The sequence below is a fragment of the Streptomyces sp. NPDC094147 genome (assembly GCF_044764265.1).
In the GTDB taxonomy this organism is placed as follows: domain Bacteria; phylum Actinomycetota; class Actinomycetes; order Streptomycetales; family Streptomycetaceae; genus Streptomyces.
Window position 1 is genome coordinate 61314 of sequence record NZ_JBIWHT010000021.1, and the last position, 12228, is coordinate 73541.

The 12228-nt window shown below is 71.7% G+C and carries 11 protein-coding genes; 10 read left to right on the top strand and 1 reads right to left on the bottom strand.

Features of this window, described 5'->3' with window-relative positions:
• Window positions 1-26: 26 nt before the first annotated feature.
• The 7 genes from ACIQ8J_RS26085 to ACIQ8J_RS26115 all read left to right on the top strand — a co-directional run bounded on the left by ACIQ8J_RS26085 (window position 27) and on the right by ACIQ8J_RS26115 (window position 7614).
• Window positions 27-536: a GNAT family N-acetyltransferase gene (locus tag ACIQ8J_RS26085; protein WP_403274813.1), complete on the top strand. Its 510-nt coding sequence runs from the start codon at window positions 27-29 to the stop codon at window positions 534-536.
• 96 nt (window positions 537-632) lie between these two features.
• Window positions 633-1193: a CGNR zinc finger domain-containing protein gene (locus ACIQ8J_RS26090; RefSeq protein ID WP_403274815.1), complete on the top strand. Its 561-nt coding sequence runs from the start codon at window positions 633-635 to the stop codon at window positions 1191-1193.
• Between the two features lie 93 nt (window positions 1194-1286).
• Window positions 1287-1874 carry a sigma-70 family RNA polymerase sigma factor gene (locus ACIQ8J_RS26095; protein ID WP_403274816.1) on the top strand — a complete coding sequence of 196 codons (588 nt, stop codon included), beginning with the start codon at window positions 1287-1289 and terminating at the stop codon, window positions 1872-1874.
• The gene (locus tag ACIQ8J_RS26100; RefSeq protein ID WP_403274817.1) at window positions 1871-2632 is read left to right on the top strand and encodes an anti-sigma factor family protein; all 762 of its coding nucleotides are present in this window, start codon (window positions 1871-1873) and stop codon (window positions 2630-2632) included. Before ACIQ8J_RS26095 ends, ACIQ8J_RS26100 begins: the two co-directional genes overlap by 4 nt.
• Window positions 2633-2749: 117 nt before the next feature.
• Window positions 2750-5143: a HelD family protein gene (locus tag ACIQ8J_RS26105; RefSeq protein ID WP_403274818.1), complete on the top strand. Its 2394-nt coding sequence runs from the start codon at window positions 2750-2752 to the stop codon at window positions 5141-5143.
• 383 nt (window positions 5144-5526) lie between these two features.
• On the top strand, window positions 5527-6960 hold the full coding sequence (locus ACIQ8J_RS26110) for an NAD-dependent malic enzyme (protein ID WP_399048330.1): 1434 nt from the start codon (window positions 5527-5529) through the stop codon (window positions 6958-6960).
• Between the two features lie 372 nt (window positions 6961-7332).
• Window positions 7333-7614 (top strand): HU family DNA-binding protein, encoded by a 282-nt coding sequence (locus ACIQ8J_RS26115; protein ID WP_003968811.1) that lies wholly within the window; start codon window positions 7333-7335, stop codon window positions 7612-7614.
• 107 nt (window positions 7615-7721) lie between these two features.
• Here the strand turns inward: ACIQ8J_RS26115 and murA are convergent, their stop codons facing one another.
• Window positions 7722-9062 carry a UDP-N-acetylglucosamine 1-carboxyvinyltransferase gene (murA, locus tag ACIQ8J_RS26120; protein WP_403274819.1) on the bottom strand — a complete coding sequence of 447 codons (1341 nt, stop codon included), beginning with the start codon at window positions 9060-9062 and terminating at the stop codon, window positions 7722-7724.
• A 308-nt stretch (window positions 9063-9370) separates the two neighbouring features.
• Here murA and ACIQ8J_RS26125 point away from each other — a divergent pair, with 308 nt between their 5' ends.
• The 3 genes from ACIQ8J_RS26125 (at window position 9371) to ACIQ8J_RS26135 (ending at window position 12176) form a co-directional block, all read left to right on the top strand.
• Window positions 9371-9931: a YqgE/AlgH family protein gene (locus ACIQ8J_RS26125; protein ID WP_403274820.1), complete on the top strand. Its 561-nt coding sequence runs from the start codon at window positions 9371-9373 to the stop codon at window positions 9929-9931.
• Window positions 9932-9986: 55 nt separating this feature from the next.
• A complete protein-coding gene (locus ACIQ8J_RS26130; RefSeq protein WP_078966510.1) occupies window positions 9987-10274 on the top strand; it encodes a DUF3039 domain-containing protein in 288 nt (95 codons plus the stop codon).
• A 219-nt stretch (window positions 10275-10493) separates the two neighbouring features.
• The gene (locus ACIQ8J_RS26135; RefSeq protein ID WP_403274822.1) at window positions 10494-12176 is read left to right on the top strand and encodes a beta-N-acetylhexosaminidase; all 1683 of its coding nucleotides are present in this window, start codon (window positions 10494-10496) and stop codon (window positions 12174-12176) included.
• The last annotated feature ends 52 nt before the right edge of the window (window positions 12177-12228 follow it).

A 12228-nucleotide genomic window follows, 5' to 3' on the forward strand; every position in this document is an offset into this window, starting at 1 on the left:
AAGCGTCGGCGTTCTACCGTACGGGCATGATCACGTTCCGTCCCGCGGTCCTCGACGACGCCACCGCCCTCGCCGCGGCCCTGCTGCGCAACCGGGAGCACATGCGGCCCTGGGAGCCGCACCGGCCCGATGCCTTCTACACGCCCGCCGGGCAGGCGGAACGGCTCTCCGACGTGGGGGCGCACCGGATCGTGCTCGCCGACGGGGAGCGGATCGTCGGGCTCGCCACGCTGTCCGGGGTGGCGCTCGGGCCGTTGCGCAGCGCGAGTCTGGGGTACTGGATCGACGCCGAGCAGACCGGGCGCGGCCTGGCCACCCGGGCCGTCGAGGAGGCCTGCCGGGTGGCGCTGGACCAGCTCGGGCTGCACCGCGTCGAGGCGGGCACCGTGCTGCACAACGCCGCCTCCCAGCGTGTCCTGCACAAGGCCGGCTTCCAGGAGTACGGGCTCGCGCCGCGCTATCTGCACATCGACGGCGAGTGGCGCGACCACCGGCTCTTCCAGCGGATCCTGCACGACGGGCCGCCCGAGCGGTAACCGCCCGGTAGGAGGGGTTCCGGGGGCGGCCCCGGGCAGGCACTCTGGGGGGTGGCACTCAGTCTCACCGGTAACCCCCTAGGCGGTGACAGGCGCATGGTGCGGTTCGACTCCGGGCGGATCTGTCTGGATCTGCTGGCGACCGGGGCGTACGAGAGGGAACAGCTCGGCGGCACCGCACAGCTGGGCCAGTGGCTGCTCCGCGCCGGCCTGCTCCCGCGCGGCACCCCGCTCACCGGAATCGGCGGCGACTGGCCGCTCAGATTCGTCGAACTGCGGTGCTGCATCGGCCAGTTGGTCCACGCCGAGCTGGGCGGACCGGCCGACGGGGCGCCCGCCGCGCTGGAGCGGGTCAACGCGCTCGCCGCCGCCGCACCCCCGGGCGTACGTGCGATCCGGGGCGCGGACGGCGGACTCGTCCGCACCCTGAGCCGCGCCCCCGAATGCGGCGCGCTGCTCGCCGCCGTCGCCCGGGACGCCGTCGACCTGCTCACCGACCCCGAGGCCCGGGGCCGGCTGCGCCAGTGCGAGGGCGACAACTGCCGGCTGCTGTACGTGGACACCTCGCGCGGGCGCCGGCGCCGCTGGTGCTCCAGCGAGGTGTGCGGGAACCGGGAGCGGGTGGCCCGGCACCGGCGCCGCGTCGCCGCGCTCTGAGCGGCCCGGCGGGAAGAAGACCGGCCCCGCGCTGAGTGGATCGCGGCCACCGTCCGTATGGAGGGGTGAACCGGCTCGCAGCCGCGCGCCGGGATGGTCTCGACCTGGAGGTGCCGGTTGCGCAAGGATGCCGCCGTGGCCGATGACCGCCCGCTCGGGGCCCGGCACCGCTCCGTGCCCGACGAGGAGCTGATGCGGGCGCTGTACCGCGAACACGCGGGACCGCTGCTCGCGTACGTCATGCGCCTGGTCGCCGGTGACCGCCAGCGCGCCGAGGACGTCGTGCAGGAGACGCTCATCCGTGCCTGGAAGAACGCCGGTCAGCTCAACCGGGCCACCGGTTCGGTCCGCCCCTGGCTGGTGACGGTCGCGCGCCGCATCGTCATCGACGCCCACCGCAGCCGGCAGGCCCGGCCGCAGGAGGTCGATCCGTCGCCGCTGGAGGTCATGCCCGCGGAGGACGAGATCGACAAGGCGTTGTGGCTGATGACCCTCTCCGACGCGCTCGACGACCTGACCCCGGCCCACCGGGAGGCGCTGGTCGAGACGTACTTCAAGGGACGTACGGTCAATGAGGCGGCCGAGGCGCTGGGCGTACCCAGCGGGACCGTGCGGTCCCGGGTGTTCTACGCGCTGCGCTCCATGAAACTCGCACTGGAGGAACGGGGGGTGACGGCATGACGACCGGGGAATTCGCCGAAGGCTCACTGCACGAGGCGGTCGGCGCTTACGCGCTCGGCATCCTGGACGACGCCGAGTCCACCGCCTTCGAGGCCCACCTCGCCGGCTGCGAGCTGTGCGCCGCGGAACTCGACGCCCTCGCGGGCATGGAACCGATGCTGGCCACGCTGAAGGAGTTCCCGGGCCCCGCCGCCCAGCCCCTGCGGCCGGTGCCGCCGGGCATGGCCGAGGCCCTCATCGGCCAGGTCGCGGTCCAGCGCGCCAAGCGCCGGCGGCGCGGCGCGTACCTGCTGGCGGCCTCGGCCGCGCTGATCATCGGCGGTCCCGCGGTCGCGGTCGTGGTGACCTCCGCGGACACCGGCACCCACCAGAGCGCCGAGGCGCACCCGACCAGCCCCGCCGAGGACGCCTTCTTCAACCACATGACCCAGAAGGTCTCGGCCACCGACCCGGCGACCCAGGTCACCGCGACCGTCGGCACCGAGTCCAAGGGCTGGGGCACCCATACCGTCCTGGAGCTGAAGAACGTCAAGGGCCCGCTGAAGTGCAGCCTGATCGCGGTGGGCAAGAACGGCGAGCAGGAGACCGTGACCTCCTGGGCGGTGCCCGCCTGGGGTTACGGGATCAAGGACAGCCCGCACGCGTCGGCGCAGTACCCGCTGTACGTGCACGGCGGCACCGCCCTGAACCGCGACCAGATCGACCACTTCGAGGTGCGTACGTTCGACGGGAAGGCCCTCGTGGACGTCCCGGCGTGAGCCCCGCCCCGCCCCGCGCGTCCCGACATGCGGTCAGGTGCCGGATTGTGGCCTGACAGAGGGTCCCCCGTCGCGTACGGTTGACGGCTGCCCAATGCACGTCAGAAGGGGGCCTCGGTGGCCGCGCAGGATGCCGCTGTCGATTCCGCTGCCGGTACGTCGAAATCCGCTGTGGATTCGGTCCGGGAACGCGAAATCGCTGGGGAACAGGTACATCTCGACCAGGTGTACCGCCGCCTGGAGGAGAAGATCCACGAGGCGGAGTTCCTGATGAACGACGCCGCCAAGCGCGGTCAGGTCGGCACGCCCGGCGCGCTCGCCGAACGCGACGCCCAGGTCTTCCGGGCGGGGGTCCATCTCAACCGGCTCAACAACGAGTTCGAGGACTTCCTCTTCGGCCGGATCGACCTGCTGCTCGGCAAGGACGGCAAGAAGGGCCCGGACGGCGCGTACACCTCGGTCGACCCGGCCGAGGACGCCGTGCGCGCCGACAACACGGCCGACATCGCGGAGACGCTCCACATCGGCCGGATCGGCGTCCTGGACGCCGACTACACGCCGCTGGTGATCGACTGGCGGGCGCCGGCCGCGGCGCCCTTCTACCGCTCGACGCCGGTCGACCCCGGCCGGGTCGTGCGCCGCCGGGTGATCCGCTCCAAGGGCCGCAAGGTCCTCGGCGTCGAGGACGACCTGATGCGCCCGGAGCTGACGGCGACCCTGGACGGCGCCGAGCTGCCCGTCATCGGCGACGGCGCCCTGATGGCCGCGCTCGGCCAGGCCCGCAGCCACACCATGCGGGACATCGTCGCCTCCATCCAGGCCGAGCAGGACCTGGTGATCCGCGCGCCGGCCGCCTCCGTGACGTACGTGGAGGGCGGACCCGGCACCGGCAAGACCGCCGTCGCGCTGCACCGCGCGGCCTACCTGCTCTACCAGGACCGCCGCCGCTACGCGGGCGGCATCCTGATCGTCTCGCCGACCCCGCTGCTCGTCGCGTACACCGAGGGCGTGCTGCCCTCGCTCGGCGAGGAGGGCCAGGTCGCGATCCGGGCCGTCGGCAACCTCGTGGACGGCGCGGAGGCCACCGAGTACGACGATCCCGCGGTCGCCCGCATCAAGGGCTCCTCGCGGATGCTCCACGTGCTGCGCAGGGCCGCCAGGGGCGCTCTCGAAGGGCCGGGGGAGCACGGCGGGCGCTCCAGGCGGCGCGGCGGCCGCCAGCTCGCCCTCGGCGAGGAGGCGCCCGCGCCCCAGCCCGGCCAGCGGCTGCGGGTCGTCGCGTTCGGCGCCCGCGTCGAGCTGGAGGCCGACGAGCTGCGGCGGATCCGCCAGACCGTGCTGGGCGGCACCGCCCCCGTCAACCTGCTGCGCCCGCGCGCCCGCAGGCTGCTGCTCGACGCGCTGTGGTCGAAGTCGGGCGCGGCCGGGCGGCACACCGATCCGGAGCTCGCCGCCGAACTGCGCTCCTCCTTCGACGACGACATCGCCTCCGAGGACAGCTTCATCGCCTTCCTCGACGCGTGGTGGCCGGAGCTCACGCCGCGCGGGGTGCTCGCCGCGATGGCCGACGAGCGGCGCCTTTCCCGCTGGGCCCGCCGGATCCTCAACCAGGGCGAGGTGCGCCGCCTCGCCCGCTCCCTGGCGCGCGTCGCCGACGGCGCCTTCTCGGTGCACGACGTGGCGCTCCTGGACGAGCTGGAGACGCTGCTGGGCACCCCGGCCCGGCCGCGCAAGAAGCGCGAGTACGACCCGCTGGACGCGCTCACCGGCCTGGAGGAGCTGATGCCGCAGCGCGAGGAGACCCAGCGCGAGCGCGCGGAGCGGCTCGCCCAGGAGCGCACCGAGTACGCGCACGTCATCGTCGACGAGGCGCAGGACCTCACGCCCATGCAGTGGCGGATGGTCGGCCGCCGCGGCCGCACCGCCACCTGGACGGTGGTCGGCGACCCCGCGCAGTCCTCCTGGTCCGACCCGGACGAGGCGGCCGAGGCCCGCGACGAGGCGCTGGGCACCCGCCCGCGCCGCCGCTTCGAGCTCACCGTGAACTACCGCAACCCGGCCGAGATCGCCGAACTGGCCGCCAGGGTACTGGCGTTGGCGATGCCGGGCATGAAGTCCCCGGCCGCGGTCCGCTCGACCGGGGTCGAGCCGCGCTTCTCGGTCGTACGCGACGGTGACCTAGCCCGGTCCGTACGGGAGGAGGCGGCGCGGCTGCTCGACCGGGTGGACGGGACGGTCGGCGTGGTCGTCGCGATGCGGCGCCGCGAACAGGCGGCGCGCTGGCTCGCGGGGCTCGGCGAGCGGGTGGTGGCGCTGGGCAGCCTGGAGGCGAAGGGCCTGGAGTACGACGCCACCGTCGTGGCCTCCCCGGCGGAGATCGCGGACGAGTCCTCGGCCGGACTGCGGGTCCTGTACGTGGCGTTGACCCGCGCGACCCAGCAGCTCACGGTCGTCTCCGGCGAGCGCGACGAGCCCGACGCGGACGGGGTGCCGGACCTGCTCCGCGATTGAATGCGAGTCAACTCGCGATGCGGGGATCACTTCCCGGAGTGGTTTGTTAGCCTGGGTGTGGCACCGGCTCGATCCAAGCCCCCGGGCCCAACCTTAGTCGCTCAGAGCGACCACTTGCCGCGAGGCGAGCATGGCGGGTCGGTGTCATTAACGTGTGCGACAGGCCCACGTCATCTGCGGATGGCGTGGGCCTGTTGTCGTTGGTGGATCATCGCCAGGGGCTTCCGCCGGACCGTCACTCTCTCGTATGGTGGAAACTACTTTCCGAAAAAGGGCGTCCATTATCGGCTACCAGCCGGTAGGTGCGACCATCGGAGGGCGTCGCCACGCCACAGCCGAGGCGGCGTCAGCAACGAAGCCAGGGAAAGCAGAGGAACACGGTCATGGCAACGGCGCCCAGCGTCTCGTACTCGATGACGGTCCGTCTTGAGGTGCCCGCCAGCGGCACGGCGGTCTCCCAGCTCACCACCGCCGTGGAGTCCTCCGGCGGGTCGGTGACCGGCCTCGACGTGACCGCCTCCGGCCACGAGAAGCTGCGGATCGACGTCACCATCGCGGCCACCTCCACCGCGCACGCCGACGAGATCGTCGAGGAGCTGCGCGGCATCGAGGGCGTCACCCTCGGCAAGGTCTCCGACCGTACGTTCCTGATGCACCTCGGCGGCAAGATCGAGATGCAGTCGAAGCACCCCATCCGCAACCGCGACGACCTCTCGATGATCTACACGCCGGGCGTCGCCCGCGTGTGCATGGCGATCGCCGAGAACCCCGAGGACGCCCGCCGCCTCACCATCAAGCGCAACTCCGTCGCAGTCGTGACGGACGGCTCCGCGGTGCTCGGCCTCGGCAACATCGGCCCGATGGCCGCACTGCCCGTCATGGAGGGCAAGGCGGCCCTCTTCAAGCGCTTCGCCGGCATCGACGCCTGGCCGATCTGCCTGGACACCCAGGACACCGACGCCATCGTCGAGATCGTCAAGGCGATCGCCCCCGGCTTCGCGGGCATCAACCTGGAGGACATCTCCGCGCCCCGCTGCTTCGAGATCGAGGCCCGCCTGCGCGAGGCCCTCGACATCCCCGTCTTCCACGACGACCAGCACGGCACCGCCATCGTGGTGCTCGCCTCGCTGACCAACGCACTGCGCGTGGTGGGCAAGGGAATTGGCGACGTACGCGTCGTCATGTCCGGCGCCGGCGCGGCCGGTACGGCCATCCTCAAGCTGCTGCTCGCCGCCGGTGTCAAGAACGCCGTCGTCGCCGACATCCACGGCGTCGTGCACTCGGGCCGCGCCGACCTGGTCGACGCGAGCCCCGAGTCGGCGCTGCGCTGGATCGCGGACAACACCAACCCCGAGGGCCTGACCGGCACGCTCAAGGAGGCCGTCGTCGGTGCCGACGTCTTCATCGGCGTCTCCGCCCCGAACGTCCTGAACGGCGACGACGTGGCCGCGATGGCCGACGGCGCGATCGTGTTCGCGCTCGCGAACCCGGACCCGGAGGTCGACCCCGCAATCGCCCGCCGGAGCGCGGCAGTTGTGGCCACCGGCCGCTCGGACTTCCCCAACCAGATCAACAACGTGCTGGTCTTCCCGGGCGTCTTCCGCGGCCTCCTGGACGCCCAGTCCCGCACCGTCAACACCGAGATGATGCTGGCCGCCGCAGGCGCGCTCGCCGACGTCGTCGCCGAGGACGAGCTCAACGCCAACTACATCATCCCGTCGGTCTTCAACGACAAGGTCGCGGGAGCCGTCGCGGGAGCCGTCCGCACCGCCGCCAAGGCGGCCGGCGCCACTGTGACGGCGCCCACGTCGGCCTGAGCTACGGCGCGTCGCGGGATGCGGGCCAAGTAACGCCCCCTTAGGGTGACGGACCATGACCCGCATCCGCGTCGGCAGCCCCCCGGGATCTCCCGAGGGGTCTCTCCACGCAGTGCATACGGAGTCGACGGAGCGTCACCACGTCGAGGAAGTGGCGCTTTTCGTGTGACTCGGTGTGACTCGGGAGGGTGCCGGATTGGCTTTCCCGCCACAGGTGGGGGCAGGATGCTCCCCCAAGGACTTCGTCCAGGGGGAACCCCCAGGACACGAGGATCGTGAGAACGGACCCGGGTCCGGGGGCTGTCCGAGGGCCCTGGCAGCATCGGCTTCGATCTCACGCCTCACAGGCAAGAAGAACACGGGAGTAACAACATGAACCGCAGTGAGCTGGTGGCCGCGCTGGCCGACCGCGCCGAGGTGACCCGCAAGGACGCCGACGCCGTGCTGGCCGCTCTCGCCGAGACCGTCGGCGAGATCGTCGCCAAGGGCGACGAGAAGGTCACCATCCCCGGCTTCCTGACCTTCGAGCGCACCCACCGTGCCGCTCGTACCGCTCGTAACCCGCAGACCGGCGACCCGATCAACATCCCGGCCGGCTACAGCGTGAAGGTCTCCGCGGGCTCGAAGCTCAAGGAAGCCGCCAAGGGCAAGTAAGCGCCCTTAGCTTGTAAGGCCGCTTGGCAGCAACACTGAGGGCGGCCACCCTGTTCCGGGGTGGCCGCCCTCTTGCATGCCCCTGGGGCGGAGCCCCGGGGGAGGGGTCAGACCAGCGAACCGTTGGGGAGTTCGACCTTTGCGCCGAGGCTCTCCAGTTTCTCCATGAAGTTCTCGTAGCCGCGGTTGATCAGGTCGATGCCGTGGACGCGGGAGGTGCCCTGGGCCGCCAGAGCCGCGATGAGGTACGAGAAGCCGCCCCGGAGGTCCGGGATGACCAGATCGGCGCCCTGGAGCTTGGTGGGGCCGCTCACGACCGCGGAGTGCAGGAAGTTGCGCTGGCCGAAGCGGCAGTCGGAGCCGCCCAGGCACTCGCGGTACAGCTGGATGTGCGCGCCCATCTGGTTCAGCGCCGAGGTGAAGCCGAGCCGGGACTCGTACACCGTCTCGTGGACGATGGACAGACCGGTGGCCTGCGTGAGGGCGACGACCAGCGGCTGCTGCCAGTCGGTCTGGAAGCCCGGGTGCACGTCCGTTTCGAGGGCGATGGACTTGAGCGAGCCGCCGGGGTGCCAGAAGCGGATGCCCTCGTCGTCGATCTCGAAGGCGCCGCCGACCTTCCGGTAGGTGTTCAGGAACGTCATCATCGAGCGCTGCTGGGCGCCGCGGACGTAGATGTTGCCCTCGGTGGCCAGCGCGGCGGACGCCCAGGAGGCGGCCTCCAGACGGTCCGAGAGGGCGCGGTGGGTGTAGCCGCCGAGGCTGTCGACACCGGTGACGCGGATCGTCCGGTCGGTGTCCATGGCGATGATCGCGCCCATCTTCTGCAGGACGCAGATGAGGTCCTCGATCTCCGGCTCGACCGCGGCGTTGGAGAGCTCGGTCACACCCTCCGCCAGCACGGCGGTCAGGAGCACCTGCTCGGTCGCGCCGACCGACGGGTACGGCAGCCTGATCTTGCAGCCGCGAAGCCTCTGCGGGGCCTCCAGGTACTGGCCGTCCGCGCGCTTCTCGATGGTCGCGCCGAACTGGCGGAGCACCTCGAAGTGGAAGTCGATGGGCCGGCCGCCGATGTCGCAGCCGCCGAGGCCCGGGATGAAGGCGTGGCCCAGACGGTGCAGCAGCGGGCCGCACAGCAGGATCGGGATCCGCGAGGAACCCGCGTGCGCGTCGATGTCGGCGACGTTGGCGGACTCGACGTGGGAGGGGTCGAGGATCAGCTCGCCCGGCTCCTCGCCGGGCCGCACCGTCACGCCGTGCAGCTGCAACAGGCCCCGTACGACGCGGACGTCACGGATGTCGGGCACGTTGCGCAGTCTGCTCGGGCCGCTGCCGAGCAGGGCGGCGACCATCGCCTTCGGCACGAGGTTCTTCGCGCCGCGGACGCGGATCTCGCCCTCGAGCGGGGTTCCGCCGTGGACAAGCAGTACATCGTCTGTGCCGGTCATGAATCTCGCGTTCCGGAGTGGTCGGGCAAGGGGCAGGGGTAAAGGGTAAGGGGCGTTCACCCCTGCCCCATAAGGCCAAGGACGGTTCACGTGTGTAATGAATTCGCTACAGCACGCTCCGCGCAGGGACTCCTGCGGAGGGTCACGGAGCGCGTCCCGGCTCCCGGGCGCGGATCGGCGGGCGCGAAATCGGCGTGCGCCCCATTGCTGCCGTGCGCCTGCCCGTCACCCGACCGCCGCCCCTCAACGACGCGCTTCGCGCGGCACCTTGTCTCCCGTACGGGCCGGTTATGCGGGATCATGTCGGCATGACCGAGGTGTCCTCGCTCACAGGGCGGCTGCTCGTCGCCACCCCCGCCCTCGAGGACCCGAACTTCGACCGGGCGGTGGTGCTGCTCCTCGACCACGACGAGGAGGGCACGCTCGGCGTGGTCCTGAACCGGCCGACGCCGGTCGGCGTCGGCGACATCCTGGAATCCTGGGCGGGCCTCGCGGGCGAACCCGGGGTGGTGTTCCAGGGCGGCCCGGTCTCGCTGGACTCGGCCCTCGGCGTGGCGGTGATCCCCGGCGACGAGGGGCCGCTGGGCTGGCGGCGGGTGTACGGGGCGATCGGCCTGGTCGACCTGGAGGCCCCGCCGGAACTGCTCGCGGCGGCGCTCGGCTCGCTGCGCATCTTCGCGGGCTACGCGGGCTGGGGGCCGGGCCAGCTGGAGGACGAGCTGACGGACGGCGCCTGGTACGTGGTCGAGTCGGAGCCCGGTGACGTCTCGTCCCCGGAGCCGGAGAGCCTGTGGCGGGCGGTGCTGCGCCGCCAGCGCAGCGAGCTCGCGATGGTCGCCACCTATCCGGACGATCCCTCGCTCAATTGACGCCCTGGCGACACCCTTCCACTCAATCCGGTTGCCTTCAGTACCCTTGGTGGTCATGAGCACTCTTGAGCCCGAGCGCGGGGCAGGTACGGGGACCCTCGTAGAGCCGACGCCGCAGGTGTCGAACGGCGACGGCGACCACGAGCGCTTCGCCCACTACGTCCAGAAGGACAAGATCATGGCGAGCGCGCTCGACGGTACGCCCGTCGTCGCGCTCTGCGGCAAGGTCTGGGTACCGGGGCGCGACCCGAAGAAGTACCCGGTCTGCCCGATGTGCAAGGAGATCTACGAGTCCATGGGCGCCGGCGGCGACAAGGACAAGGGCGGCAAGGACAAGAAGTAACCCTGCCCCCGAAATGAACCGGCCCCCGAGGCGTGCCACAGGCACACCTGGGGGCCGTTCTGCATACCGCGGGCCAAATCGAGCCGCTCCGGCAATCGAGGAGCGGGGTCCGGGGCGGAGCCCCAGGACCACCGGCCCGCACCTGCCCCGCCACTCACCCCCGGAGGGTCTCGGGAAGGGGCGGGAGAAGAAAGACCCACACCACCCGGAGGACACCCCATGGACATGGACGGCCTGATCCCCGCACCCCGCACCGTGGAGCAGCGGGCGGCACCACCGCGCACCCTCGACGCCCACACCACCCTGCACGCGGCAACCGGCACCGAAGCCACCGCCACCCTCCTGCGCGCCGTGATCGGCCCCGCCACCGGCCTTCCCCTCCCCACCGGAACCACCGCCGTCCCGGGCCCCAACAGCGTGCTCCTGCGTATCGACCCCGCCCTCGCGGCCGAACACGGCCCGGAGGGCTACCGCCTCTCCACCGACGGCACCGTCGAGGACGTCGCCGTCCTCATCGAGGGCGCCACCGCGGCCGGTGTCTGCCACGGCGTGCAGACGCTCCGCCAGCTGCTCGGCCCCGACGCGTTCCGCCGCGCCCCGCTGGCCGCCGGACGCGACTGGCACCTCCCCGGCGTCACGGTCGAGGACGGCCCCCGCTTCGGCTGGCGCGGCCTGATGCTCGACGTCTCACGGCACTTCATGCCGAAGGACGGCGTGCTGCGCTACCTCGACCTCATGGCCGCCCACAAACTCAACGTGTTCCACTTCCACCTGACCGACGATCAGGGGTGGCGGATCGAGATCAAGCGCTACCCCCGGCTCACCGAGGTCGGCGCCTGGCGGTCGCGCACCAAGTACGGGCATCGCGCGTCGCCCCTGTGGGACGAGAAGCCGCACGGGGGTTACTACACCCAGGACGACATCCGCGAGATCGTCGCGTACGCCGCCGAGCGGCATATCCGCGTCGTCCCCGAGATCGACATCCCGGGGCACTCGCAGGCCGCCATCGCCGCGTACCCCGAACTCGGCAACACCGATGTCATCGACACCGCCTCCCTCTCCGTCTGGGACACCTGGGGCGTCAACGCGAACGTACTCGCCCCCACTGACACCACCCTCCGCTTCTACGAAGGGGTGCTGGAGGAGGTGCTGGAGCTGTTCCCCGAAGCCACCTCGCCGTTCGTCCACATCGGCGGGGACGAGTGCCCCAAGGAGCAGTGGCTGAAGTCGGACGTCGCGCAGCAGCGCATCCGCGAGCTCGGGCTCACCGGTGAGAACGAGCTCCAGTCCTGGATCATCCGGCACTTCGACACCTGGCTCAGCGCCCGCGGCCGCCGGCTCATCGGCTGGGACGAGATCCTGGAGGGCGGCCTCGCACCCGGCGCCGCCGTCTCCTCCTGGCGCGGCTACGGCGCCGGGATCGCCGCCGCCGAGGCCGGCCACGACGTCGTCATGTGCCCCGAGCAGCACGTGTACTTGGACCACCGCCAGGCCGGCGGCGAGGACGAGCCGATGCCCATCGGATACGTACGGACGCTGGAGGACGTCTACCGGTTCGAGCCCCTGCCGTCGCAGCTCGGCCCGGCGGCCGCCGCACACGTGCTCGGCACCCAGGCCAACGTGTGGACCGAGGTGATGGAGAACCAGGCCCGCGTCGACTACCAGGTGTTCCCCCGCCTCGCCGCCTTCGCCGAGGTGGCCTGGAGCCGGCTGCCCGCGCCCGCCGAGCGCGACTTCGCGGGTTTCGAACGGCGAATGACCGCCCACTACAAGCGCCTTGACGCGCTCGGCGTCGACTACCGGCCGCCCACCGGCCCGCTGCCCTGGCAGCGGCGTCCGGTTCCGGAAGGAGTGGAAGGAAGCCTCGGACGCCCGATCGAGGGGTCGCCCCCAAACGTGTGAGCCGGGGCCCAACAACGGTGTCCGGCGGCCGTGGTCTGGGAGCCTTGCCCCC

Bases quoted from the DNA above. Each gene is read 5' to 3' on its own strand.
- ACIQ8J_RS26085 (WP_403274813.1), top strand. From the start codon at position 27: ATGATCACGTTCCGTCCCGCGGTCCTCGACGACGCCACCGCCCTCGCC.
- ACIQ8J_RS26090 (WP_403274815.1), top strand. From the start codon at position 633: ATGGTGCGGTTCGACTCCGGGCGGATCTGTCTGGATCTGCTGGCGACC.
- ACIQ8J_RS26095 (WP_403274816.1), top strand. From the start codon at position 1,287: ATGGTCTCGACCTGGAGGTGCCGGTTGCGCAAGGATGCCGCCGTGGCC.
- ACIQ8J_RS26100 (WP_403274817.1), top strand. From the start codon at position 1,871: ATGACGACCGGGGAATTCGCCGAAGGCTCACTGCACGAGGCGGTCGGC.
- ACIQ8J_RS26110 (WP_399048330.1), top strand. From the start codon at position 5,527: ATGGCAACGGCGCCCAGCGTCTCGTACTCGATGACGGTCCGTCTTGAG.
- ACIQ8J_RS26115 (WP_003968811.1), top strand. From the start codon at position 7,333: ATGAACCGCAGTGAGCTGGTGGCCGCGCTGGCCGACCGCGCCGAGGTG.
- murA (WP_403274819.1), bottom strand. From the start codon at position 9,062: ATGACCGGCACAGACGATGTACTGCTTGTCCACGGCGGAACCCCGCTC.
- ACIQ8J_RS26125 (WP_403274820.1), top strand. From the start codon at position 9,371: ATGACCGAGGTGTCCTCGCTCACAGGGCGGCTGCTCGTCGCCACCCCC.
- ACIQ8J_RS26130 (WP_078966510.1), top strand. From the start codon at position 9,987: ATGAGCACTCTTGAGCCCGAGCGCGGGGCAGGTACGGGGACCCTCGTA.
- ACIQ8J_RS26135 (WP_403274822.1), top strand. From the start codon at position 10,494: ATGGACATGGACGGCCTGATCCCCGCACCCCGCACCGTGGAGCAGCGG.